The following is a 23,989-nucleotide window of genomic DNA, read 5'->3' as shown; positions in this document are numbered from 1 at the left end:
CTGATGACCATGCCCATCGACGCAGTGACCCGCGACGAGGCGGTCGACATCGTTTGCGCCAGTATCGCGGTCGGGCGCGGTGGGACGGTGCTGACCCCGAACGTCGACATCCTTCGGCAGTTCCTCGCCTCGGAGCACCTGCGTGCCGTCTTCGAGCACACCGATCTGCGGGTCGTCGATGGAATGCCGCTCGTCGTTGCGCTATGGCTGCAGCGCACACCGGTGCCCGAGCAGATCACCGGTACGGACCTGCTGTGGGCGCTCTGTGAAGGTGCGGCCGATGCCGGGCTGGCCGTGCTGCTCGCCGGGGGGCTTCCTGGCGACGCCGCCCGGGCCGCCGACCGGCTCACCGATCGGCTGCCGAACCTCAAGGTGCAGACCCACCCGTGTTTCGTCCGGCCGGAGACCGAGGCGGCCGAACTCGCCGAACTAGCGCGCGTCGTCGTCGAGGCGAAACCCGACCTCGTCTTCATCGGACTGCCGTTCGGTACCCAAGTGGCGGTGATGGGCGAGCTCAGCCGCGCCTTGCCCGCGACGTGGTTCGTCGGGGTGGGCTCGGCGTTCGAACTGATCAATGGCGACCGCTCCCGTCCGCCGCGCTGGCTGCAGCGGCTCTGTCTGGAATGGGCGTGGCGGTTGACCCGCCAACCCGGTGTGTGGCGGCGGTACCTCGTCCAGGGCATGCCGATCGCCGCGCGGCTCGGAGTGTCGGCGCTGCGGGTGCGGTGGCGGCGGCCGTGAGCGACGTGTCCGAGGAGACTCCGACCGAAGTGAGGCCCGCTGCTCGCGGGTTGCTCCACTCGGCGGGCTGGATGGTCGGAAGTCATCTGCTGGCACAAACGTTCGCGTACGGATCGCTGATCCTGCTCGCACGTTGGCTGGCGCCCGCGAGCTTCGGCACCATGGCGGTGGGCACGGCGATCGTCTACGTGGCGGTGCTGTTCGTCGACCAGGGGGCGCTTGGCGGGATCATCGTCCGGGCGCGGTTGACGCGCGCCGACCTGATCGCCACCTTCCGGCGCTGCCTGCTCGTGGCCACCGTGCTCGCCGTGATCATGGCGGCGACCGCTGGTGTGCTCGTCGACCGGTTTGCCAGCGGCGGTGACGCCGCTGCGGTCGCAGCACTGGCATTGTGCCTGCCGTTGCACGCAGTCGCGGTGGTTCCCATTGCGCTACTGCAGAAGTCGATGAAGTTCCGCCGACTCGCCGGGGTGAACGCGGCGGCGAACGTGGTGTCGGCCGTCGCCGCGGTAGCGATGGCGGTGGCAGGGTTCGGGGTGTGGGCCCTGGTGACCAGACTGCTGTTGGCGTTCGGCCTGCTGGCGCTGCTCACGCCGGTGCTGTGCCTGGACGCCTGGCGCGAACACCGTGCGCAGCCGGCCCAGGTAGCGCCGTCGCAGGCCGCGCCGAACTCGCAACGGTGGTTCTTTCTCTTCGGCGTCGCGTTGATGATCACCGCCAACCTCGACTATCTGGTGATCGGAAACTCCAGCGACGCAGCGTGGGTCGGGCTCTACGCGCTGGCGTTCACCATCGCGATGGCGCCGTCGACCCACATCTCCGAACAACTGGGCAAGGTGCTCTTCGCCGCATCGGCGCTGGCTCCGGAGACCAACCGCGCCCGCACCGAGCAGTCGGTACGGCTGATGTCGACGTTGTTCCTGCCGCTGGTGCCCGTCGGCGTGCTGCTGGCGCCGCTGGTGCTGCCCGCCGTGCTCGGCGAGCAGTGGCGCCCGATGATCGTGCCCTTCCAGCTGTTGTTGATCGTCGGCGTTGGGCACGCCGTCGTCAACTGCATCGGCGAGACCTTGTCTGGCAACGGGCACATCGAGTTTCGAGCCAAGGTGATGGTCGCCCGATGCGTGGCCACGCTCGCCGCGCTGGCGGTGTTGGTGTCGATTGACGGAATCCGCGGCGCCGCATGGGCGCAACTGCTGGTATTCGTGCCCTACGCCGTGCTCTACGCCACCGCAGGTGCGCGCCGGGCGGGCACGTCGGCAGGTGCGTTGTGGCGTGGGCTGCGTCCGGTGGTGGTCTTGCTCGTCGTGCAGCTCGTCGTCACCGGGCTGGCCATCGTCGCCCTCTCTAGCTGTGGTGCAACCGATTCCGTCGCCGCCAGCGTCGCCGCGATGATTGGGTTGGCGACGTGCGCGCCGCTGCTGGTACGGCGGGTGCTCCGGGAGCGACGAGCGTGAGCTCGGATACGGTTGCGTCGCCGATGGCCCGGGTTCGACCCGGTGGATACGTCGTGGCTGCGTGCGCAGCTGCGCTGGCCTTCGGCGTACTGCTGCCCGTCGCCCCCAAGGCGGCCGTCGCTGCGCTGACGTTGATCCCGCTCGCATTCGCGGCGCCCGAGGCCGCCTTGGTGGTGATCGTCGCCGTCACCGTACTGGTGCCATTCGACGTGCAGGACGCGTTCGCGGTAATCGGCGGCCGCGACCGGCCGGGGCTGTTGGTGGTGGACGTGCTGATGTTGCTCGGGCTGCTGCGGGTGGGTTGGCTGCTCGCGCGTCGGCGGTTGCGGGTGGATCGTCCGCTGCTGGCCGGCATGACGGTCGGCGTTGTCTTCAGCGTCGCGCTGGTGTGGGGGCTTCTGCTCGGTGCTGCGGTGAGCGGGGCCGGACACGAGGCCCGGCGAATGGTGTTGGGCGTTGGCACCTTTCTGCTCGCGCTGCCGCTGCTGCAGGACTCGGCGGCGCGCAGGCGACTGCTCGCGGCGTTGACGGCCATCGGCCTGGGGCTCGGGGTCTGGGGCCTCGCCCAGTGGGTGTTCTCGGTGGGGTACACGACGTCCGGCGACGTGGGTGTGCGGCCTGGCGTCGACCTGACCAGCTCGGGACACGGCCAGCTTCAGGGCGGGATGTACGCGTTCGGCGTCGCGGTGATCGTGGCGTGGTCGGTGCTGCTGTCCGGCCACCTGCAACGGGCGTGGTCGCGGTGGCTGGTCGCGGTGATCCTGTTGCTCAACGCCGGCTGTCTGATCCTCACCTTCGAGCGGACGCTGTGGGTGGCGACGGCGGTGGGCTGTGCCGCCGTCGCGATGACATCCGGAGCGCGCACGCGTCGGGCGGCCTTGAAGTGGACGGGCGTCGGGTTCGCGGCACTCGTTGCGGTGGCGGCGATTTCGCCAGGGGTGGCCCGGACGGCGGTGGAGCGGTTCGCGTCGATCTCGCAGGTGGCCACGGACACGTCGTTCACGTCCCGGCTCGTCGAGTCCCGTGCGGTGCTCGACGCCATCGCCGCGCGACCGCTCACGGGATCCGGTTTCGGGGCGACGATCACGTGGGGTCAGCGCGACGTCTTCGCCACCGTAACGACGTCGTTCTCGCACAACGGATACCTGTGGTTGGCGTGGAAGATCGGCGTGCCCGCCGCGCTCTTCGTCGTCGGCGTGATCGTTGCGGGGGTGCTGCGCCGCATTCCGGCCGCGGGAGCGGCGGACTGGGCGGCGCTGCAGCGTGGCAGCAAGGCCGCGCTCTTCTCCCTGCTGTTGGTGTGCGTCACCTTCCCCGTCTTCAACGTCCTTGGCATCACCGCTGCGGTGGGACTGCTTCTGGCCGTTGCGTGTTCGAGCTCAGAGGGCGTGTCGGCATGACTGCGGCGCTGGACTGGCCGGCCGTGCGGACGCTCGCCCGGATGTGGTTCGCGGTCTGTCGGCGCTATTACCTGTTGCGGTACCGGCGCCTCGAGGCCGGACCGGGCGTGGTCATCACCGGCAGGCTTCGACTGGTCGGCGCCACGCGGCTGTCGATCGGCGCCAACAGCGTGATCAGACAGTCGGTCCGGGTCGACGGCGGCGGCGAGGTCGTCATCGGTGAAAGTACCCGGCTCAACGGCGACTGCTGGATCGGGGCAACCACCGTCGTCACGATTGGCGACTGGTGTTTGATCAGCGACTGCGCCATCTTCGACAACGACTTCCACAACGTCGCACCGGCCGAACGGCACCTGCCTCCCCGGCCGGAGGTCGCGGCGCCGATCGTCATTGGCGACAACGTCTGGATCGGCACCCGCGCATTGGTGACGAAGGGCTCGGTCATTGGTGACGACTCGGTCGTCGGCGCGGGCGCCGTGGTGCGCGGTGAGGTCCCCGCGGGCGTCGTCGTGATCGGCAATCCCGCAACGGTGGTGCGAAGGTTCGACCGCAACGAGTCTCGGCTCTCGCGGGGGACGTCGTGACCCTCGACGTCGTCATCCCGACCCGCGACCGACCGGAACGGCTGGCCGCGACACTGCGTGCGCTGGCGCGCCAGGACTGCTCCGACTTCGGCGTCATCGTCGTCGACGACGGCAGCCGAACTCCGCTGGCCGCGGCCCCGGACGGGCTGGCGGTGCGGTTCCTGCGCAACGAGCGTTCGCTCGGGCCGGGCCTCAGCCGCAACCGCGGGGTCGCCGCCTCCGTCGCCCGGGACATCGTGTTCGTCGACGACGACTGCGTCGCGGACCCGGCCCTGATCGGCCACCACCGGGCCGCGCTGGCGGGGGCCGATCCGGTCGTCTCGCTTGGGCCGATTCTGTCCGTGCCGGGTCGACGATTGGCGCCCTGGACGCATTGGGACGCCGACCGGCTGGAGCGCGAGTACCGGCGCATCGAGCAAGGGCGGGCCGTCGCGGACTGGACGCACTTCTACACCGGCAACGCCGGCGTGCGCCGTGGGGACTTCCTCGCGGTCGGCGGGTTCGATGGGAGGTTCGCTCGGCAGGAAGACGTCGAACTCGGTTACCGGCTCGCGCGACTCGGCTGTCGGATCGGTTTCGACCCGCGCGCGATCGTCGTCCACGACAGCGACCGATCGTTGCAGTCGTGGACCGCCATTCCCGCTGCGAGCGCCCGCTTCGACGTCCTGATGGATCGGCTCGATCCGGAATCGACTCGGCTGCAGACCCTTCGGGCCTCGTTGGCCACCCGACACTGGGCGCTTCGCGCGGCCCGGCGCGTGACCGCACCTCCCCTTGCCCGGCGCTACGCGATAGCGGGCGCCATCGCCGCCGGTCGCGCATTGCACGCGGTGCACGCCGATCGCGCGGCGTTGTCCGCGTTCAGTCTGGTGTGGGACCTCACCTACTGGACCGCACTGCAGGATGCGTCATGAAGCGGGTGCTGGCGCTGGCGGCGACGCTGCTGCTGGCCGGCTGCGGCATCGCGCCTGCGCCCCACACCGCCCTTCCGACGGCGACGGCGCCCGCTTCCGAGGTGCAGCGCGGACTGGTGCTGCCGACGTGGGAGCGCCACGGCTACCGGGATCCCGACACCATCCCCGCGTTGCACGAGATGGCGGCCCTGGGGGCAGGCTGGGTTCAGCTCGTACCGACCTGGTACCAGTCGAGTCGGACGTCGAGCACACTGCGCCCGACCGATGCCACGGTCGCCGACGGCGAGCTGCGCACGGTCGTCGAAGCCGCCCACGCCGCCGGACTGCGTGTGCTGCTCAAGCCACACGTCGACGTCGCCGACGGCACCGACCGCGCGCTGATCGACCCTGCCGACCGCGAGGCCTGGTTCCGGTCCTACCGCGCATTCATCACCGACTACGCCGGCCTCGCAAGCGAACTCGGTGTCGAGCAGTTCGCGGTGGGCACCGAACTCGAGGCGCTGTCCGACGACCGGGTGCGGTGGCTCGACGTGGTGGCAGCGGTGCGCGCCGTGTACCGCGGTGAGCTGGTCTACGCCGCCAATCACACGGAGTACCAGACGGTGGCGTTCTGGGATGCCGTCGACCTCATCGGGATCGACGTCTACTGGTCGCTGGCGCCGTCGGCGACGACCGACGTCGAACTGTTGGAACGCGCGCTCGCCGTGCGCCGCGACGAACTCGAAGCGTTGGCCGCCCGCTACCACCGTCGAATCCTGTTCACCGAGGCGGGCTTTCCGAGCCAGCGGGGCGCGGCGGCGGCGCCGTGGGACGGGCTGCGCAGCACGGTGCCCGCGCAGGACGAGCAGGCGGCCGCGTACGAGGCGCTGCTGGCCACGTTCACTGGTCAACCGTGGTGGGCCGGGGTGTTCTGGTGGACGTGGACCGTCGCGCACCAACACGACGTCGACACCCCGCAGGCACTCGACCACTCGGTGCGGGGCAAGCTCGCCGCCGACGTGTTGATGCGTTGGTGGGCAACCGGTCTTGGCGCCACCGCGGGTGCCTCGGTGGTCGGTGGGCAACCGTGATCATCGAGGATCGTCCGACGGTGTGGCTGGTGGGTGGAACGCGCCCGGAGGCGCTGAAGATCGCGCCGGTGTTCAGGGTGTTGCGCTGCGGCGGCGTCATCCGGCCGGTACTGGTGTCCACCGGGCAGCACCCGACGATGTTCCACCAAGGGCTGGCGGCCTTCGGGCTGGTTCCCGATCACGAGCTCGAACTGCGCCGCGACACCGGCGCCCAGGCCGAACTCGTCGCCCAGCTGATCGACCGACTCGACCGGCTGATCTCCGACGACGAGCCCGATGCCGTGCTCGTGCAAGGCGACACCGCCACCGCGCTGGCCGGTGCGCTCGCGGCGTTCTGGCGCCAGATTCCGGTGGTGCATCTCGAGGCCGGACTGCGCAGCCACGATCTCACTGCGCCCTTCCCCGAGGAGGCCAACCGCCGGATGATCGACCAGATCGCCACGCTGCACCTCGCGCCCACCGAGGCGGCCGCCACCAACCTGCGCGCCGATGGCATCTCGCCAGCGTCCATCCACGTCACGGGAAACACCATCGTGGACGCGGTGCTGAGCCTGGCGGGCCGGACGACGGCATTCACCGAACCAGGGCTCGCGGCGGTCGAGCCGATGCTGTCCGCCGGGCAGCGACTGATGCTCGTCACCGCGCACCGCCGCGAGTCGTGGGGCGCGCCGTTGCGTGCGGTGCTGGCCGCGGTCCGCGACGTGATCGACGCCCACCCCGACGTCTTCGCCGTGCTGCCGACGCACCCGAATCCCGTCGTGCGCGACGAGGTGCGTGCCGCGCTGGGCGGACATCGCCGCGTGCTGTTGACGCCGCCGGTAGACTACCCCGACCTGGTCCGGCTGCTGGAGCGCGCGACGTTGGTGTTGAGCGATTCCGGTGGAATCCAGGAGGAGGCACCGAGTTTCGGCGTGCCGGTGCTGGTATTGCGCGAGTGCACCGAACGCATGGAGGCGGTCCGGGCCGGTTGCGCGGTGCTGGTCGGGACGGACCGCAGCCGGATCACAAGGGAAGCCCGCCGGTTGCTCGGTACCCGAACCGCGGCGGGACCGGGATCGCGACCGAACCCGTTCGGCGACGGGCATGCCGCGCAACGGACCGCCATCGCACTGGCGCGTCTGCTCGACGTGGCCAAGCCGCACGCGAGTTAGTTGCCCGTCTGGTTGGTCAGAACGGCCGCGCTTCCAAGAATGTCCCAAGCGGTCGGGTGAACGCTCTCGTTACCAAGTTCATGATCATCGACCACAGAGCGGCGCGCGGCAGCGCATCTGAAAGGAAACCCAACAATGAACATCGTCCCCGCCCCCATCGAGAACTACACCAAACGCATCCCCCGCAACATCGCCCTCTGGCAGGGGATCGCAGGCATCGTCATCGCGTTGTGGTGCTTGGTCATGCTGAGTGTGCTGGTCTACGCGGCGTCGCCGTTCTCCATCGTCGAGGTGCCCACGGGGACGCTGATTCTTGGTTTTGTGAAATGGGTTGCGGGCGTTGCCTTCGGGGCATTCTTTGCCGTCGCGTTCCTGCAGCGCTACAACAAGCACCCCTGAATCCGAACGGTGCCGTTGTTCGCAAATCACAAAGGGGCCGCGGCTACCCGTCCGAAAGCTCCACCATCACCGGCGCGTGGTCGCTTGGCGCGGGGGTGCCCTTCTTGCCCGGCTTGCGTTCGTCGCGCACGATCTCCGCGTGGGCGACCCGCGTCGCCAAACCGGGCGACCCGAGGATGAAGTCGATGCGCATGCCCTGCTTCTTGGGGAAGCGCAGTTGCGTGTAGTCCCAGTAGGTGTACACCCCGGGTCCCGGCGTGAAAGGCCTTACCACGTCGGCGAACTGAGTCTCGATCAATCGGAACGCGGACCGCTCCGGCTCGGTGACGTGGGTGCTGCCGCGGAAGAACTCGACGTCCCACACGTCCTCGTCGGTGGGTGCGATGTTCCAGTCACCGACCAGCGCGATCGGCTTCGCCGCGTCGTCGGCCAGCCAACCGGTCGCCGTATCATTCAGTGCGGCAAGCCATTCCAGCTTGTACGTATAGTGCGGGTCCTCGACCGTGCGGCCGTTGGGAACGTACAGGCTCCACACCCGCACCCCGCCACACGTCGCGCCGATCGCCCTGGCCTCGGCGACGTCGCTCCATTCCGGCTGGCCGTCGAACCCGAGCTGTACGTCGTCGAGTCCGACGCGCGACGCGATCGCCACGCCGTTCCACTGGTTGAACCCGACGTGGGCGACGTCGTAGCCCAGCGCGGCGAACGGCATCGTTGGGAACTGCGCGTCGGTGCACTTGGTCTCTTGCATCGCCAACACGTCGACATCGGCGCGCTGCAGCCAGTCGGTGACGCGATCGACGCGGGAGCGGATCGAGTTGACGTTCCAGGTGGCCAGCCGCACGGGTTAGAGCGTACGGGCGTCGACGTAACGGACGCGGTGCTGGGTGGTGAAGCCCATCGCCTCGTACAGCCCGATGGCCGGGGCGTTGTCGGCGAGCACCTGCACGTAGGCGCGGGTGGCCCCACGCTCCGCGGCCCAGCCCAACAGTGCCGAGCACAGCGCGCGGGCGTGACCCTCGCGGCGGTGCGCCTCGACGACGTGCACTGCCGACAGCCCCGCCCACCGCGAGCCGTCCGGTGCTGACGTGACGGCCGCACGCCCGACGGCCGCGTCCGCCCGGGTCGCGAACACCACCTCGCCCTCGACGACCGCCGTCAGTACGTCGACGGGAACGTCGCGTTCGTAGATTCCTAACCACCGCTCATCGGGGTGCGGTGCCATCGCGACCGTCGCCCCCGGCTCGTTGATCGCCAAATCCGTTGTCATGACCACGTTCTCGCCGTCGACCGGCACACCGGCCGGCACCCGGAACAAGCGGTCCGGTGCCACCAGCAGCGGAGCCGTCCCGCGGGCCGCATACCAGTCGATGATTGCGGGCAGCGCACTCAAGTCGCCGTGAACCTCAAGTGGGACAGCGGAATTCGCTCGACGGGTACTGCCGTGGCCGTACCGCAGCCACCAGCCGTCGACCCACTGCTGCTCGATGCCGGGCCAGGCCCGCGCCGCCGCATACTCGAGGTTGCGGATGTCACCGGTCCGCACCGGCGCAGCGGTCAGGGCCTTGATCGCGATCACGTCGGCGGCGGCGACGTCCACCACGACACCACGCTTGGTGCGCACCCGCAGTACCGGGTCGACCTCGACCAGATGGCCGACGACGTCGCTGAGCGGTGGCACCGAGCCAGCCGGCAACCGGTAGCGCAGGCTGACCCTGGTACCGACCGGCGGGAGATCCATTAGTGCCCGAACGGATCGGGGTCCTCGCCCGGCGTCCAACTCAGGCCGGGGACACCCCAACCGTTCGCCTTGACAGTCCGCTTCGCCGCCCGGGCATGTCGACCTATCAAGCCGTCGACGTACAGGAAGCCGTCCAGGTGGCCGGTCTCGTGCTGCAGCATCCGCGCGAACAGGCCATTGCCCTCGAGCACGACCGGAGTGCCTTCGGCGTCCAGACCCGTCACCCGCGCCCACGTGGCCCGCCCCCGCGGGAACGATTCGCCGGGTACCGACAGGCAGCCCTCGTCGTCGTCGTCGGGGTCGGGCATGGTCTCGGGGACTTCGGAGGTCTCCAGCACCGGGTTCACGACCACGCCGCGTCGCCGCGCGGCGCGGCCCCGTTCGTCGGCGCAGTCGAAGACGAACACGCGTTGCGACACGCCGATCTGGTTGGCGGCCAACCCGACCCCGTTGGCGGCGTCCATCGTCTCGTAGAGATCTGTGATCAAATCGGCAAGCTCGGGCGGCAGCGAACCGTCCGGTCCGACGGGCACGGGACTGGTCGCGGTGTGCAGGACGGGATCTCCCACGATGCGGATGGGTACGACGGCCACAACTGGCAAGCTTAAGTCAGCCGACTCGCGGGCAACGATCACGGCCCAACTCCCGCCGCCGTGGTTCAATGTTGGCCGACAGCACCGGAATGTCTCGTATCGCGGAGAGGGTCCTAGGAGCAATGGACGGCGCCATGGCGCGGACTGAGCAATCCGGGGATGACGCCGCCCTCACCGACGGGCTGACCCGTCGCGAACACGACATTTTGGCGTTCGAACGCCAGTGGTGGAAGTACGCCGGTTCCAAAGAGGACGCCATCAAGGAACTGTTCTCGATGTCGGCCACCCGCTACTACCAGGTACTGAACGCGCTGGTCGACAGCCCGCAGGCGCTCGCAGCCGACCCGATGCTGGTCAAGCGGTTGCGCAGGCTGCGGGCGAGCAGGCAGAAGGCGCGGGCCGCCCGACGACTGGGCTTCGACGTCACCTGAGCTTTTCCGTCTGCGGGACGCCGTGAAATAAGGTGGGTCCGATGAACCAGCGAGAGTCCTCTGGGCTGCCCTTGCGCGCCATGGTCATGGTGCTGCTCTTCCTGGGGGTCGTGTTTCTGCTGGTCGCGTTCCAGGCGATGGGTTCCGACGACGACGACTCCGGTAGCGGTGATTCGACATCCGTCGCCAGCGCCACCTCGACCACCACCACGACGGCGTCGTCCACACCGGCGCCCGCCAAGCCCGACGTACGCGTGTACAACATCTCCGAAGTGGCTGGTGCGGCGGAGTCCGTGGCAACCCGACTGCGTGACGCGAAGTGGAACGTGACCGAGACCGGCAACCTGGTGCTCGAGAACGTCGCGGGCACGACGGTCTTCTTCGGCGAGGCCCCCGGAGAGCGCGAAGCCGCCGACGAAGTGGGCAAGCTTCTCGAGGCGCCCGTCGAGCCGCGCCGGCCCGAACTCGCAGAGCAACCGCCCGGAGTCATCGTGGTGGTCACCGGCTAGGCTCTCGGGCATGCCGATCTCCGCCCCGATTCGCATCCTTGCCGCCGCGGCGCTCCTCGTGCCGATCGCCAGCGCGTGCAGCCCCTACGAACCCGTCGCCACCCAGCCCGGAACGACGCCGTCGGTCTGGACCGGGTCCCCGTCCCCTTCGGCCGGTGCAGGCGCCGAGGGCGAGGGCCACGAGCCCGCTCCGGCAGCCGAGACGCTCACCGCCGACCTGCGGACCGCCGACGGCACCACCGTCGCGAGAGCCGAGTTCGCGTTCACGGGCGACTACGCCACGATCACCGTCAGGACCACCGCGCCTGGCCTGCTGACGCCGGGCTTCCACGGCCTGCACGTGCACTCCGCGGGCAAGTGTGAGGGTGACTTCGCCTCTGCGGGCGGGCATTTCCAGGCGGCAGGCCGCACGGGACATCCGGCCAGCGGCGACCTGACCTCGCTGCAGGTGCGTGAGGATGGCACGGCAATGCTGGTGACGACCACCGACGCGTTCACCGCCGAGGACCTGCTCGGGGGCGCCAAGACGGCGCTGATCATCCACGAGAAGGCCGACAACTTCACCAACATCCCGCCCGAGCGCTACCAGCAGGTCAACGGCACCCCGGGTCCGGACGAAACCACGATGTCGACCGGCGACGCCGGCAAGCGGGTCGCCTGCGGTGTCATATCCGGCCCGTAGGGCATCGGCCGGACAGCGGCCGGATCACATTGCCTTCAACCGATCGCAGCGGCCGACCGTCGGTGTGGAGTGGGAATTCGCGCTCGTCGACCCCAAGACGCGCGACCTCGCCAACGAGGCGGCCGGGGTCATCGCCGAGATCGGCGAAACCCCGCACGTACACAAGGAATTGCTGCGCAACACCGTCGAGATAGTGACGGGCATCTGTGACAACGCGGGCGCCGCGATGGACGACCTGCGCGGCACGCTCGGCATCGTCCGGCCCATCGTGCGCGAACGCGGGATGGAGTTGTTCTGCGCGGGCACCCATCCGTTCGCGGAGTGGGAGGCGGCCGAGCTGACCGACGCGCCGCGCTACGCCGAGCTGATCAAGCGCACCCAGTGGTGGGGCCGCCAGATGCTGATCTGGGGCGTCCACGTCCACGTCGGCATCTCCTCGGCCAACAAGGTGATGCCGATCATCACGTCGCTGCTCAACCAGTACCCGCATCTGCTGGCGCTGTCTGCGTCCTCGCCGTACTGGGACGGCGCCGACACCGGCTACGCGAGCAACCGCGCGATGATGTTCCAGCAATTGCCCACCGCGGGGCTGCCGTTCCACTTTCAGAGATGGTCGCACTTCGAACGCTTCGTCCACGACCAGAAGAAGACCGGCATCATCGACCACATGAACGAGATCCGCTGGGACATAAGGCCTTCCCCGCATCTCGGCACCATCGAGGTCCGGGTCTTCGACGGGGTGTCGAACCTGGCCGAGCTCGGGTCGCTCGTCGCGCTGACCCATTGCCTGATCGTCGACCTGGATCGCAGGCTGGACGCCGGCGAGCAGCTGCCCACCATGCCGCCGTGGCACGTTCAGGAGAACAAGTGGCGCGCAGCACGTTACGGCCTCGACGCCGAGATCATCCTCGACGCCGACAGCAACGAGAAGCTGGTCACCGACGACCTCGACGACCTGCTGAACCGGCTGGAACCCGTTGCCGCGTCACTGGGTTGCTCCGACGAGCTCGCGTCCGTCGCTACGATCGTGGCCAACGGGGCCTCCTACCAACGTCAGCGCCGGGTGGCCGAGGAGCACGACGGCGACCTGCGGACCGTCGTCGACGCGTTGGTGTCGGAATTGGTGTTGTGACGATCACGCCCATGTTCCCGCTGGAGTCCGTGCGACTGCCCGGCGAGGACCTGCCGCTGCGCATCTTCGAGCCCCGCTACGGCGCGCTGGTCAGGGATTGCCTCGCCGGCGAGCGGCAGTTCGGCGTGGTGCTCATCTCCGCGGGTCGCGAGGTCGGCGGCGGGGACGCCCGATGCGACGTCGGGGCGCTTGCGCACATCGTCGAAGCCCAGGACCAGGGCGGCGGGCGGTATCGGATCGCCTGTGAGATGCGGGACCGAATCCGCGTCGAACAGTGGCACGACGACGACCCCTACCCGCGGGCCGCCGTGCACGTGTGGCCCGACGAGCCGGGCGACGCCGTCACCGGCGAGGACATCGGCGACGTCGAGGACCGGGTGATGGCGCTGTTCGAGCGGATCGCCTCGGCGCGGCAGGCGTCGCTGCCGCCGAAGCACGAACTGCTCGGCGAGCCGGAGCCAGGAGACGACGCGGGCAAGCGGCTGTACGCACTGGCCGCTCGCATCCCGATCGGCGAGGCCGACCGATACGCGGTGCTTTCGGCCCCGTCGGCGTCGGCGCGGCTCGCGGCACTCAGCGACGCGGTCGAAACCGTGGCCGCGACGGTCGAGTTTCGACTGGCCGGGGATCCGCCGGAGTAGCGGCCCCCCATCCTTCATTGAGTGAGCGTTCACGGTCGGCGCCACTCACAACTCTTCGCCGTGAGCGCTACTTCAACGGTTGGTCGTCGTCAGTCCTCGTGTTCAGCCATCTCGTCCTTCGTCAGCAGATCGTCCCGGAAGCTCTGTTCCCGATAGGCCAGCTGCCCAACCCGATTGGCCACCACCGGCGCGGTGATGACGGTGAACAGTCCGGTGAGGACCACCATGCCGACGTCGACGTTGCCGCGCAGCCGGATTGCCGCGCCCGCCAACACCAGCAGCAGTCCGAGCACCTGGGGCTTGGTGGCCGCGTGCATTCGCGACAACGTGTCGGGGAACCTCACGACGCCGATCGCCGCGGTCAACGCCAGTGTCGAACCGGCGAGCACCAGCACTCCCGCTGCGACGTCGAGCACGCTCATGGCCGGTCACCCTCGCCGCGGTCGGTGTCGCGCACCCGGAAACGGGCGACGCTGACGGAGCCGACGAAGCTGATGAGCGCGAGCGCGGTGAGGCTGTAGGTGACGGTGGTGTCCAGGCTGTAGGCCGCCCACGTGCCGATCGCGCACATCGTGACGGCGACGAACGTGTCGAGCGCAACCAGCCGGTCCAGCGTGCCCGGACCCGCGAGCAACCGGTACATGGTGATGATGGCGGCGGCGGCGAGCATGACGCCGGCCACCACCCACATGGTGTTCACGACGAGGCCTCCCGCTCAGGAGCCGGACGCCAGTCGGCTGGTCGCTCGAACGCTGCGATCATCAGCTTCTCCACTTCCGTGATCTGGTGGTAGAAACGCTGCACCGCACGCTCCGAACCGACGTCGATGACGTGGACGTAGATCATTCGCCGGGTCTGGTCGATCTCCAGCACGATCGATCCGGGGATGAGGTTGATGACGTTGACCGCCAACGCCAACACCAGGTCAGACTTCAGTGCCAGGTGCGCCCGCAACACCGCGGTCCGCGGCGGAGGCCCCGGCCTGATCGCCAACCACGCGACCTGCACCGAGGACAGCACCAGGTAGTAGGCCACCTGGACGATCAACCGCAGCAGCGACAGCGGGTGCAGCCGCCCCTCGATGGGCACCGGCGGCAGCGGCAGCAGCAGCGTGATCACCAAACCGATGGCCAGCCCGCTGAGTACGTTGGCCGCAGACACCGTGCCCCACAACAACATCCACACCAGAACCAGCCAGCACAGCACCCAGACGCGTAGCACGTACTTCCTCATGGCCCCAGCACCGCCGTCACGTACTGGCCACGGTCGAGCACTTCGGCGGATGCCCGTTCGCAGTAGCCGAAGATCGGTCCGGCCAGCACCGTGAGCGTCAACCCCACCGCGATGAGGGCACCCGTGGGCACCAGCATCCCGACCGGCATCCGACCGACGTCGTCGCGGTCGGTGAAGGCGACGTCCTCCGAATCATCCAGCAGCGCAGCTGGACTGGCCATCGCCAGCGCACCCTCCGGCGCGTCCGCGCGAGCCCGCCAGAACGCCTTGGTCCACACCCTGGCCATCACGTACAACGTCAACAGGCTGGTGATGACGCTGCTGCCCACCAGCAACCAGGCCAGCACCGACCCGTTCTGACTGCCCGCCTCCAACAGCGCGACCTTGCCGATGAAGCCCGAAAATGGCGGTATGCCACCGAGATTGAGTGCAGGCACCATGAACAGCATGGCCAGCAGCGGACTGGCCGCCGCGAGTCCGCCGAGCCGCTGCAGCGTCGATGCGCCGGCCTGGCGCTCGATGAGGCCGACCACCAGGAACAGCGTGGTCTGCACGACGATGTGGTGGGCCACGTAGAAGATCGCGCCGGACATGCCGAGCTCGCTGGACAGCGCGATGCCGAACACCATGTAGCCGATGTGGCTGACCAACGTGAACGACAGCAGCCGCTTGATGTCGCTCTGCGCCATCGCGCCGAGGATGCCGACGATCATGGTGAGCAGCGCGGCCACCAACAACACGCGGTCGAGCGCGCCGCCGGGGAACATCAACGAGTGCGTGCGAATGATCGCGTAGACGCCGACCTTGGTCAGCAGACCCGCGAACACCGCCGTGACGGGTGCCGGCGCGGTGGGATACGAGTCGGGCAACCACGCCGACAGCGGGAACACCGCGGCCTTGATGCCGAACGCGACCATCAGCACCGCGAACAATGCGCTGCGCGTTCCGGCGGGCACGTCCTCGAGGCGCACCGCGAGTTCGGCCATGTTCAACGTGCCCGTCGCGGCGTAGATCAGCGCGATCCCGATCAGGAAGATCAGCGACGACACCATCGACACCATGACGTAGGCGATCCCGGCGCGCACCCGTTCGGCACTGGCCCCGATGGTCAGCAGCACGAAGCTCGCGGACAGCAGCACCTCGAACCCGACGAAGAGGTTGAACAGGTCACCGGCGAGGAAGGCCGTGCAGACGCCCGCCGACAGCACCAGGTAGGTGGGTAGGAAGATCGAGACGGGCTGGCGTTCGTCGCCGTCGCGGATGCCCTGGCCGATGGCGTAGCAGACCACGGCCAGCAGCACGATCGTCGACACCACCAGCATCAGCGCCGAGAGCCGGTCGACCACCAGCGTGATGCCCAGCGGCCCCATCCCTGGCACCGTCTGGCCCCACCCGCCGACCTGCACGGCGATGGTGCCGTCGCGGTCGGCCAAGTACACCAGCGCGCCGCACACGCCGAGCACCGCCGCCAGCGCAAGCACGGTGATCCCGCGCTGCAGCCGCGGTCGCCGCCCTGCGAACAGCGTGGCGGCCGCCGCCAACGTTGGGATCAGCACCGGCAGCGGCGTCAACACCGCGGCGGCGCTCATCGGGACCCCTCGTGTCCAGGAAGGGCGTCGAGCTCGTCGGGTTCGTCGGTGTCGCGGCGTAGCTCGGGCAGGGGCGGCTCGTCTTCGTCACGGGTGTCGGACATCTGGGCGACGCGGGTGTCCTCGGCGTCGTCGTCGACGTCCTCGGCGTGGTTCAACCGGTACGACCGGTAGGTCAGCGCCAGCACGAACGCGGCGATGCCCATCGTGATGACGATCGCGGTCAGGATCATGCCCTGCGCCAACGGATCCGCGGTGGCCGTCTGGCCGTCGCTGGTGCGACCACGCACCGGTGGATTGCCCGACGGCCCACCGGCCGTCAGGATGAGCAGGTTCACGGCGTTGCCGATCAGCAACAGCCCCAACAACATTCGCGTCAACGTGCGTTCGAGTAGGAGGTAGACGCCGGTGCTGATGAGGCCGCCGATGAGCAAGAGGGGAACCAGGTAGGTGGTCATCGGGCCACCGCTTGCCGCGGGATCAGTTCCTCGTCGACGCGGGCGCCGAGGCTGCGCAGCACGTCGAGCACCAGCCCCACCACGATCAGATAGACGCCGAGATCGAAGAACAGCGCCGTCACCAACTTGACCGAACCGAGCACCGGAAGGTCGAAGGCGATCACCGCCGACGACAACACGGGCGCGCCGAGCAGCAGTGACGTCACCGCCGTACCCGCCGAGAGGGTCAGGCCCGCGCCGAGCAACTTGCCCGCGTCGACCGGCAACGTCTCACCGAGTTCGTAGCGGCCACCGGCCAGGTAGCGCAGCACCAGCGCGAGGCCGGCAGTCAGGCCGCCCGCGAAGCCGCCGCCAGGAGTGTTGTGCCCGGCGAAGAAGAAGTACGCCGACAGCACCATGATCACCGGGAAGATCATCCGGGTCGCGACCTCGAGCACCAGCGAGCGATTGCGCGGGTCGCGCAACTCGCTGCCTCGCAGCCACGTGATGTCACCGATGGCCGGGCTGGTGGAAAGCGCGGGTATGCGACCGATGTCGGGCTGGCCGGCGTCCGCGACGCGTGGTGCCGAGCCGAAGCGTCTGTGCCGGAACACCATTGACGCCACGCCCGTCGCGGCGACAAGGAGTACCGATATCTCGCCCATCGTGTCCCAGGCGCGGATGTCGACCAGCAGTACGTTGACGGTGTTGGCGCCGTGGCCGCGCGTGTAGGCGGCCTCGGGCAGCAGCTCGGCGATGGGCGTCGTGGTGCGGGCGGCCATCGCGTAGCCGGCGAGGGTGGTCACGCTGGCCCCGACCGCGACCGCGAGCATCGCCCGCGGCACCCGGTTGCGCGTGATGTTGGCTCGATCGGCTTCGGCGGGCAGGGCCCGCAGTACAAGCACGAAGATCACCAAAGTCAGTGTCTCCACCAGGAATTGGGTGAGCGCCAGGTCGGGTGCGCCGTGAAAGACGAAGATGGCGCCGCAACCGTAGCCGGTGACGCCGACCAGCAGCACCGCGGCAAGTCGGTTGCGCAACACCGTCGCGGACAGGGCCGCCGCGAGGATGATCAGCCCGACGACGACCTGCAGCGGCGAGTCCCACAGCCGCAACCGGGGATCGTCGCGCGCACCGAGCAGGAGCATCGCCAGCGGAAGCAGCACCAGCGTCGAAAGGATCACGGCCTGGGTCACGGGGATGGACCCGCGCTGAGTGACCGAGGTGAGCCGGACGGCGAACACGTCGGCGCCACGGATGACGGCGTCGTAGATGCGGTCGGCGTTGCCGAGGGGCACGTATCCCATCCGGAACCGGCGCAGCCTGGCGCGGGCCAGGAATGCGGTGGTGCCCACGGCCAGCACCAGGATCGACAGCAGCAGTGGAAGATTCACGCCGTGCCACAACGCGAGGTGGTAGTCCGCGCCGCCGGGTACGGTGTCGGCGTAGTCGTCGAGCACGTGGTCCAGCCCCGAGGGCCACACCCCGAACATCAGTCCGCCGAACGCGAGCACGGCCGGTGCGATGAGGAACGTCGTTGTCGGAGCGTGCATTTCGGCGACGCGCTGGCTGGGTTCGGAGCGGCGCTTGTCGGCGAACGCGCCGTAAACGAAGCGCAGGCTGTAGATGGTGGTGAACACCGAACCGCACACCACGCCCGCCAACACGTAGGGCGCCGCGCCCCCGAGCGAGGAGCTATGGGCCAGCGTGGTGAAGTCGGCCTCCTTGGCGACGAACCCGAGGAACGGCGGCAGCGCGGCCATGCTCGCCGCCCCGCAGAGCCCGATGAGCAGCAGTGGCTTGTTCCGCCGCCCGAGCCCCGCGAGGCGGCGGACGTCGCGGGTTCCGGTGGCGTGGTCGATGATTCCGACGACCATGAACAGCGCGGCCTTGAACATGGCGTGCGCGCACAGCATCGCCAGTCCGGCCAGCATGAGGTCGCCGCCGCCCGCGCCGACCATGAGCGTGATGAGCCCGAGTTGGCTGACCGTGCCGAACGCGAGGATCAGCTTGAGGTCGTATTCGCGAACTGCGCGCCACCCGGCGAGCAGCATGGTGAGCAGGCCGAGCGTGACGACGATGGGCCGCCACGGTGGCGCGTCGGCGAAGCCGGGCGTCATGCGGGCCACCAGGTAGACGCCGGCCTTGACCATCGCGGCGGCATGCAGGTAGGCGCTCACCGGGGTGGGCGCGGCCATCGCCCCTGGCAGCCAGAAGTGCATTGGGACGATCGCGGACTTCGACAGCGCGCCGACGAGCACCAGCACGACGCCGACCGAGGCGGCGGTTCCGGTCGGCGGGTCGGCGATGAGCTCCGACAGGAGGAACGTGCCGGAGAGGTTGCCGAGCACGACGATTCCGACGAGCATCGCCAGCCCGCCAGCGGTGGTGACGAGCAGCGCCTGCGTGGCGGCCCGTCTGCTGGTGGCCCGTTCGGCATAGTGGCCGACTAGGACGAAGGACAGCACCGTCGTGAGCTCCCAGAACAGGTAGAGCATCAGCATGTTGTCGCTGACGACCAACCCGAACATCGCGCCGGAGAACGCGGTGAGCTCGGCGGCGAAACTAGGCAGCCGCTTCTCGGTGTGTCCGTCGCGATGGTGGAAGTACTCGCCGCAATAGAAAAGGACGAGAGCGCCGATCCCGAGCACCAGCACGCTGATGATCGCGGCCAGCGTGTCGAACCGCAGCACGATGTTCATCGACAGTGCAGGAACCCAGTCGATGTGCACGGTGGGCGCCGCGCGACCCGGAGCTGGCCAATTCAGCACTACCCAGGACAGCGATGCGAGCGGAACCATCGCGAGCGGGTAGAAGGCTTGCCGTCCCCAACGGCGCACGAGCACCGGTGCCAACGCGGCGGCGACCGCATGGGCGAAGAGGATGGCGAGCATCTCAAGCCAGTTTACGGTCCGGAGCCAACGCCTCGTCGTGTAGTGAGAGTCGGACGAGCTCGTGACGCGACGAGAGGCCGAGCTTCGAGAAGACCTTGCGCAGGTGGTAGTCGACGGTGCGCGGGCTGAGGAACAGTTGTCCGGCGATGGTGCGGTTGGTCGCTCCGCCCGCGACGAGCCGGGCGATCTGGAGTTCTTGCGGGGTCAGCTCGGTGAGGGTGCTGACGTCGCGCTTGCGGGCCGTCTCGCCGGTGGCTTGCAGCTCGGACCGTGCGTGCTCGGCCCACGGCGTCGCGCCGAGGCGTTCGAAGGTCTCCAGGGCGGTGCGTAGATGCTTGCGGGCCTCGGCGCGCTTGCGCCGTCTGCGCAGCCGTTCGCCGAACAGCAGTGCGGTGCGCGCCATGTCGAAGGGGCGTCCGCCACTGGCGTGCAGCGCCAGCGACTCGGTGAAGAGCCGGTCGCTCTCGTCGTCGTCGGCGGTGAGTTGGGCGTGGCACCTGGTCACCAGGGCGTGCGTCCACGGCGCGGCGGTGGTGGCGGCCCAGACGTCGAGCCGGGCCAGTGCGGGTGCGACTGATGCTTCGCGGCCGGTGCGCGTCGCCGCGTCGACGAGGTCGGCCGTCGCGAACATGCTCACCATCTGGTTGCCCTCGCCGGGTGCCGCCGCGGCCAACGCCTGCAGGCGGTCATAGGCCTGCTCGGCTCGCCCGGACGCCAGGTCGAGGTGTGCCAGCGCCCAGGTGGCGATCGCCGCATGGGGTCCGAGCCGGAGCCCGATCGCGTGAGCGATGGCCGCATTGGCGAACTCGACGCACTCGACGTCGCGGCCCTGCACGGCGGCCAGCCACGCCAGCACGCTGCGGGCGTGCGCGGCCGGGTTCTCCTGCCCGGTCTCGGTGGCCAGCCGCAGCCCTTCGGTGGCCGTCGTCCTCGCGGTGACATAGCGCCCGGTGAACATCTCGATCGCTGCCAGCGGAGCGAGCAGCGTGGGCAAGGTGGCCGCCGCCCCGGCCGACCGGGTGCGCACGACGGCACGGGTGAAGAGGTCGATGGCCCGACTGTCCTGGCCGACGAACATCGCGCCTGCGGCGGCGAGCATCACCATGTGAGGCACCTCGAAGTCCCGCGCCAGCTCGACGGCCGCGGCTAGCTCCCGCGTGGCGCCGGTGGTGTCGCCGTGCATGAACTTGGCCAGCCCGATGATCGTGCGTGCGCCAGGGTTGTCCGTGCCCGGCAGCGCCGCCAGTTGGTCGCCGGCTTGCGAGATGCCAGGGAGATCACCTGTGCCCCAGGCGATTTGACCGGCCTCGGCGAGCATTGCACCGGCTCCTTCCGGATCCGTCTCGGAGATCAGGTTGGCGCCGTCGACCAGTGTTGCGTACGCGGCCGCCGGTGCGCCGCAGGCCATTTCGATGGACCCGCGCAGCGCTGCGATGCGTCCGCGCAGCCGGGTGTGCGTCGTGGCGGGGGCGGCCTTGTCGAGCAGAAGGCGGGCGGCATCGGGCTTGCCCGCGAGCCACGCGGCCTCCGCGGCCGACGTGAGCCGCCCGGCCCGCTCGTCGGCGTCGACCGTCAACTCGGCCGAGCGTTCGAAGGCGGCGCTCGCGGCGGCGTGCCCGCCACGGTCACCGGCGCGTTGGGCGACGGTGGCCAACGCCGAGGCGACCTCGTCGTCGGGCCCGGTCGCGGCGTTGGCGCGGTGCCAGGCCCGCCGGTCGCCGTCACGCGCGCCGTCGAGCACCTCGGCCAGCGCGTGCTCGACGGCGCGACGCTTGTGAGACGACGCGCCGCGGTACACCGCCGAACGCACCAGCGGATGCCGGAACGCGAGCGTCCCCGCGTCGACCGTCACCAGGCCGTCCCGCTCGGCCGCGTCGAGCGCGTCGGGTGCGACACCGAGTTCGCGGGCGGCGCGGAGCACGGTGTCGAGGTCGTCGGAGTCGTTGGCCGCGGCGACGAGCAACAACGTCTGCGTGTCGGCGGGGTGGCGGCGGACGCGGTCGCCGAAGAGTTGCTCGACGTCGGCGCCGACGGGCAGCCGATCGGGCAGCGGGGCCGACCCGTCCAGTTGGGTCGCCGTCAGCGTCTCGGCGAGTTCGGTCAGGGCCAGCGGGTTGCCAAGGGTGCCGGACAGCACCTTGTCGCGGACGGACGCGGCGACGGGTACGTGGGCGCGTTCGGCGAGCAGTGCGTCCGCCGCGTCGGCGTCGAGGCCCGTCACCCGCAGCTCGGGCAGCCCGGAAGCCGCGAACGGGCGCAGCGGATCGTCGCGCGCGGCGAACAGCATGGCGATGCCCTCGGCGTGCACGCGCCGCGCGACGAACGTCAGAGCGTCGGCGCTGGCGCTGTCCAGCCATTGCGCGTCGTCGACGACGCAGAGCACCGGAGCGGTGGCCGCGGCCTCGGCGAGCAGGTTCAGTACGGCCAGCGACAGCAGCCAGCGATCGGCGACGACCGCGGGTCCGTCGCCGAACGCGCTCGCCCATGCGGCGTGCTGAGGCGAAGGGAGTCGGTCGACGAGGTCGTGCAGCTGCCGCAGCAGGCGGTGCACCCCTGCGAACGGCAAATCCGACTCGGTCTCGATGCCGGTGCCCTGCAGAACCCGCATGCCGTCGGCGAGGCCGACAGCGTGGGCGAGCAGCGCGGACTTCCCGATGCCAGCCTCGCCGCGCAGGACCAGCGCCCCGCTCTGCCCATCCCGTGCGGCCGCGAGGAGGTCAGCGACGTGCGCGCATTCGCGCCCGCGGCCATACAGCACGCCCTGATCCTAGGACTGGTGACTTCACCGATTCGATGGATCGCGCCAGGACCGACGCTGAACTCACCAACGAATGAATTAGGGAGTTGATCGACATGGCTGACAGCGACGTGATCGTGGTGGGTGCAGGCCCGACCGGGCTGATGCTGGCCTGCGAGCTCGCGATGCGCGGAATCCAGGTGCGGCTGGTCGAGCGCAGGGCGCAGACGCCCAACATCACCAGGGCGTTCGCGGTGCACGCCAGAACACTGGAACTGCTGGACTGCCGCGGGTTGGCGGACGAACTGCTGCCGCTGGGGTTGCCCATCTACGAGGTGGCCCCGGCGCCCGGCGCCGTGCTGGATCTACGCAAGCTACCCAGCCGGTACCCGATGCTGTTGATCGCTCCGCAGAGTGCGACCGAGCGGGTGCTCGAGGCACGTGCCGTGCAACTCGGCGTTCACTTCTCTTGGGGCACCGAGGTCGTCGGGCTGACCCAGGACGTGGCTGGTGTCACGCTCGAGCTGAGCGACGGTACCGCGCTGCGGTCGAAGTACGTCGTCGGCTGCGACGGCGCGCACAGCATCGTGCGGCGGCTTGTCGGAATCGACTTCGTGGGCAACCAGTACGAGACGCACATCCTGCTCGCCGACGTCCGGCTAGCGAACCCGCCGAAGGAGGCGTTGTTCGCGAAGACGAACGCCGCGGGCATCGTGCTGATGGTGCCGTTCGGCGACGGTTGGTTCCGCGCCATCGCGTGGGACCGACTGCGGGAACAGGCCCCGCTGACCGAACCCGTCACCGAGGACGAGATCCGCGGGGCATTCCAACGGATCGCCGGCGACGACCTTGGCATGGCCGAGATGCGTTGGAGTTCACGCTTTCTCAGCGAACGTAAACAGGCCCGCCGCTATCGCGCGGACAGGGTGTTCATCGCAGGAGACGCCGCGCACGTGCACTCGCCGCTGGGCGGCCAGGGCATGAACACCGGCATCGGCGACGCGGTGAACCTCGGGTGGAAGCTCGCCGAGGCCGTCCGCGGCACGGCGCCGTCGACGCTGCTCGACAGTTATCAGGCGGAGCGGCACCCCGTCGGCACACGGGTGCTCCGGATGACAGACGCGTTCAACCGGCTGGTGCTCGGAACCAGCGCGATCCGGCGAGCCTTCCGCCGCGTCGCCATCACCGCGATCCTCGCGCTTCCCGTGGGCCGCCGGACCATGGGCGGGTTGCTGAGCGGCGTCGGCATCAAATACGACCGGCCACGCGGGGCGCATCGACTAGTCGGCACGCGGATGCCCGACGTCGGGGGACTCTTCGAGTTGCTTCGTGGAGGCGAGTTCGTGCTGCTGACCAGGACGGCCGTCGACGTCGCACTGCCCGGGGTGACGATGGGTGTTCACGACGACCCGAAGCTGCCCGCCGCGGTGCTGGTGCGGCCCGACGGATACGTCGCGTGGGCGTCGAACACGGCGCCGGATGCTGCGGTCCTGCGGGCGGCCTTGGACGAGTGGACGCTCGGCGCCGATGCGTCGCGGGTCTAGGGCCAATACCGTTCAGTTAAGGTGGTCGGACGGTGATGTCTGGTGAGTGCTGTGGCTGAGGCCAGGATGCGTGATGGGCGCGCTTGACGTGCCATTTGGGCATTTTGCGTTTG

General features: G+C 69.4%; 24 protein-coding genes. 14 read left to right on the top strand and 10 right to left on the bottom strand.

Going from position 1 to position 23,989, the window contains the following annotated elements; all coding sequences use genetic code 11:
* The first annotated feature begins 9 nt into the window (after positions 1-9).
* From SLQ33_RS33320 to SLQ33_RS33285, 8 genes are all read left to right on the top strand, one after another.
* Positions 10-741 carry a WecB/TagA/CpsF family glycosyltransferase gene (locus SLQ33_RS33320; protein WP_319458213.1) on the top strand — a complete coding sequence of 244 codons (732 nt, stop codon included), beginning with the start codon at positions 10-12 and terminating at the stop codon, positions 739-741.
* Positions 738-2,195, top strand: coding sequence for an oligosaccharide flippase family protein (locus SLQ33_RS33315; protein WP_319458212.1), 1,458 nt, complete (start codon positions 738-740; stop codon positions 2,193-2,195). The genes SLQ33_RS33320 and SLQ33_RS33315 overlap by 4 nt, the downstream gene beginning before the upstream one ends.
* A gap of 23 nt (positions 2,196-2,218) precedes the next feature.
* A complete protein-coding gene (locus tag SLQ33_RS33310) occupies positions 2,219-3,595 on the top strand; it encodes an O-antigen ligase family protein (protein ID WP_319458211.1) in 1,377 nt (458 codons plus the stop codon).
* Positions 3,592-4,179 carry an acyltransferase gene (locus SLQ33_RS33305; RefSeq protein WP_319458210.1) on the top strand — a complete coding sequence of 196 codons (588 nt, stop codon included), beginning with the start codon at positions 3,592-3,594 and terminating at the stop codon, positions 4,177-4,179. Before SLQ33_RS33310 ends, SLQ33_RS33305 begins: the two co-directional genes overlap by 4 nt.
* On the top strand, positions 4,176-5,093 hold the full coding sequence (locus SLQ33_RS33300; RefSeq protein WP_319458209.1) for a glycosyltransferase family 2 protein: 918 nt from the start codon (positions 4,176-4,178) through the stop codon (positions 5,091-5,093). The genes SLQ33_RS33305 and SLQ33_RS33300 overlap by 4 nt, the downstream gene beginning before the upstream one ends.
* Complete coding sequence (locus SLQ33_RS33295; RefSeq protein ID WP_319458208.1) at positions 5,090-6,163, top strand: glycoside hydrolase family 113; 1,074 nt, start codon at positions 5,090-5,092, stop codon at positions 6,161-6,163. The genes SLQ33_RS33300 and SLQ33_RS33295 overlap by 4 nt, the downstream gene beginning before the upstream one ends.
* Positions 6,160-7,314 carry a non-hydrolyzing UDP-N-acetylglucosamine 2-epimerase gene (wecB, locus tag SLQ33_RS33290; RefSeq protein ID WP_319458207.1) on the top strand — a complete coding sequence of 385 codons (1,155 nt, stop codon included), beginning with the start codon at positions 6,160-6,162 and terminating at the stop codon, positions 7,312-7,314. Before SLQ33_RS33295 ends, wecB begins: the two co-directional genes overlap by 4 nt.
* Before the next feature lie 135 nt (positions 7,315-7,449).
* Positions 7,450-7,713, top strand: a complete 264-nt coding sequence (locus SLQ33_RS33285) for a hypothetical protein (RefSeq protein WP_319458206.1) — start codon at positions 7,450-7,452, stop codon at positions 7,711-7,713.
* A gap of 43 nt (positions 7,714-7,756) precedes the next feature.
* On the opposite strand, the gene SLQ33_RS33280 is transcribed toward SLQ33_RS33285, so the two are convergent.
* The 3 genes from SLQ33_RS33280 to SLQ33_RS33270 are packed head-to-tail and all read right to left on the bottom strand — an operon-like array spanning position 7,757 to position 10,047.
* Positions 7,757-8,557, bottom strand: a complete 801-nt coding sequence (locus tag SLQ33_RS33280) for an exodeoxyribonuclease III (protein WP_319458205.1) — start codon at positions 8,555-8,557, stop codon at positions 7,757-7,759.
* Between the two features lie 3 nt (positions 8,558-8,560).
* Positions 8,561-9,454: a GNAT family N-acetyltransferase gene (locus SLQ33_RS33275; protein ID WP_319458204.1), complete on the bottom strand. Its 894-nt coding sequence runs from the start codon at positions 9,452-9,454 to the stop codon at positions 8,561-8,563.
* Positions 9,454-10,047: a peptide deformylase gene (locus SLQ33_RS33270; RefSeq protein ID WP_319458203.1), complete on the bottom strand. Its 594-nt coding sequence runs from the start codon at positions 10,045-10,047 to the stop codon at positions 9,454-9,456. The genes SLQ33_RS33275 and SLQ33_RS33270 overlap by 1 nt, the downstream gene beginning before the upstream one ends.
* A 122-nt stretch (positions 10,048-10,169) precedes the next feature.
* Here SLQ33_RS33270 and SLQ33_RS33265 point away from each other — a divergent pair, with 122 nt between their 5' ends.
* From SLQ33_RS33265 to SLQ33_RS33245, 5 genes are read left to right on the top strand one after another with little or no spacing between them, the layout of a single operon-like run.
* Positions 10,170-10,478, top strand: coding sequence for a DUF3263 domain-containing protein (locus tag SLQ33_RS33265; RefSeq protein ID WP_319458202.1), 309 nt, complete (start codon positions 10,170-10,172; stop codon positions 10,476-10,478).
* Between the two features lie 41 nt (positions 10,479-10,519).
* Positions 10,520-10,987, top strand: coding sequence for a LytR C-terminal domain-containing protein (locus tag SLQ33_RS33260; RefSeq protein WP_319458201.1), 468 nt, complete (start codon positions 10,520-10,522; stop codon positions 10,985-10,987).
* A gap of 10 nt (positions 10,988-10,997) precedes the next feature.
* A complete protein-coding gene (gene sodC / locus SLQ33_RS33255; RefSeq protein ID WP_319458200.1) occupies positions 10,998-11,669 on the top strand; it encodes a superoxide dismutase[Cu-Zn] in 672 nt (223 codons plus the stop codon).
* Positions 11,650-12,801, top strand: a complete 1,152-nt coding sequence (locus SLQ33_RS33250; RefSeq protein WP_413467776.1) for a glutamate--cysteine ligase — start codon at positions 11,650-11,652, stop codon at positions 12,799-12,801. Before sodC ends, SLQ33_RS33250 begins: the two co-directional genes overlap by 20 nt.
* An 11-nt stretch (positions 12,802-12,812) precedes the next feature.
* Positions 12,813-13,442, top strand: coding sequence for an LON peptidase substrate-binding domain-containing protein (locus tag SLQ33_RS33245; protein ID WP_319458220.1), 630 nt, complete (start codon positions 12,813-12,815; stop codon positions 13,440-13,442).
* Positions 13,443-13,531: 89 nt separating this feature from the next.
* On the opposite strand, the gene mnhG is transcribed toward SLQ33_RS33245, so the two are convergent.
* The 7 genes from mnhG to SLQ33_RS33210 are packed head-to-tail and all read right to left on the bottom strand — an operon-like array spanning position 13,532 to position 22,353.
* Positions 13,532-13,864, bottom strand: a complete 333-nt coding sequence (gene mnhG, locus SLQ33_RS33240; RefSeq protein WP_319458199.1) for a monovalent cation/H(+) antiporter subunit G — start codon at positions 13,862-13,864, stop codon at positions 13,532-13,534.
* Positions 13,861-14,133 (bottom strand): monovalent cation/H+ antiporter complex subunit F, encoded by a 273-nt coding sequence (locus SLQ33_RS33235; RefSeq protein WP_413467777.1) that lies wholly within the window; start codon positions 14,131-14,133, stop codon positions 13,861-13,863. The genes mnhG and SLQ33_RS33235 overlap by 4 nt, the downstream gene beginning before the upstream one ends.
* 5 nt (positions 14,134-14,138) lie before the next feature.
* The gene (locus SLQ33_RS33230) at positions 14,139-14,675 is read right to left on the bottom strand and encodes a Na+/H+ antiporter subunit E (protein WP_319458197.1); all 537 of its coding nucleotides are present in this window, start codon (positions 14,673-14,675) and stop codon (positions 14,139-14,141) included.
* The gene (locus SLQ33_RS33225) at positions 14,672-16,264 is read right to left on the bottom strand and encodes a Na+/H+ antiporter subunit D (RefSeq protein ID WP_319458196.1); all 1,593 of its coding nucleotides are present in this window, start codon (positions 16,262-16,264) and stop codon (positions 14,672-14,674) included. Before SLQ33_RS33225 ends, SLQ33_RS33230 begins: the two co-directional genes overlap by 4 nt.
* Positions 16,261-16,722: a Na(+)/H(+) antiporter subunit C gene (locus SLQ33_RS33220; protein ID WP_319458195.1), complete on the bottom strand. Its 462-nt coding sequence runs from the start codon at positions 16,720-16,722 to the stop codon at positions 16,261-16,263. Before SLQ33_RS33220 ends, SLQ33_RS33225 begins: the two co-directional genes overlap by 4 nt.
* Complete coding sequence (locus SLQ33_RS33215; protein WP_319458194.1) at positions 16,719-19,595, bottom strand: Na+/H+ antiporter subunit A; 2,877 nt, start codon at positions 19,593-19,595, stop codon at positions 16,719-16,721. Before SLQ33_RS33215 ends, SLQ33_RS33220 begins: the two co-directional genes overlap by 4 nt.
* Before the next feature lies 1 nt (position 19,596).
* Positions 19,597-22,353 carry an ATP-binding protein gene (locus SLQ33_RS33210; RefSeq protein ID WP_319458193.1) on the bottom strand — a complete coding sequence of 919 codons (2,757 nt, stop codon included), beginning with the start codon at positions 22,351-22,353 and terminating at the stop codon, positions 19,597-19,599.
* Positions 22,354-22,430: 77 nt separating this feature from the next.
* Between SLQ33_RS33210 and SLQ33_RS33205 the strand changes: the two genes are divergently transcribed.
* Entirely contained in the window at positions 22,431-23,876 is a 1,446-nt protein-coding gene (locus SLQ33_RS33205; RefSeq protein WP_413467778.1) for an FAD-dependent monooxygenase, read from the top strand.
* Positions 23,877-23,989 lie beyond the last annotated feature (113 nt).

This window comes from Mycobacterium sp. RTGN6 (genome assembly GCF_033804605.1).
Classification (GTDB): Bacteria; Actinomycetota; Actinomycetes; order Mycobacteriales; family Mycobacteriaceae; genus Mycobacterium.
The sequence above is the reverse complement of the archived record's forward strand: the minus strand, read 5'-3'. Positions and strand labels throughout refer to the sequence as shown.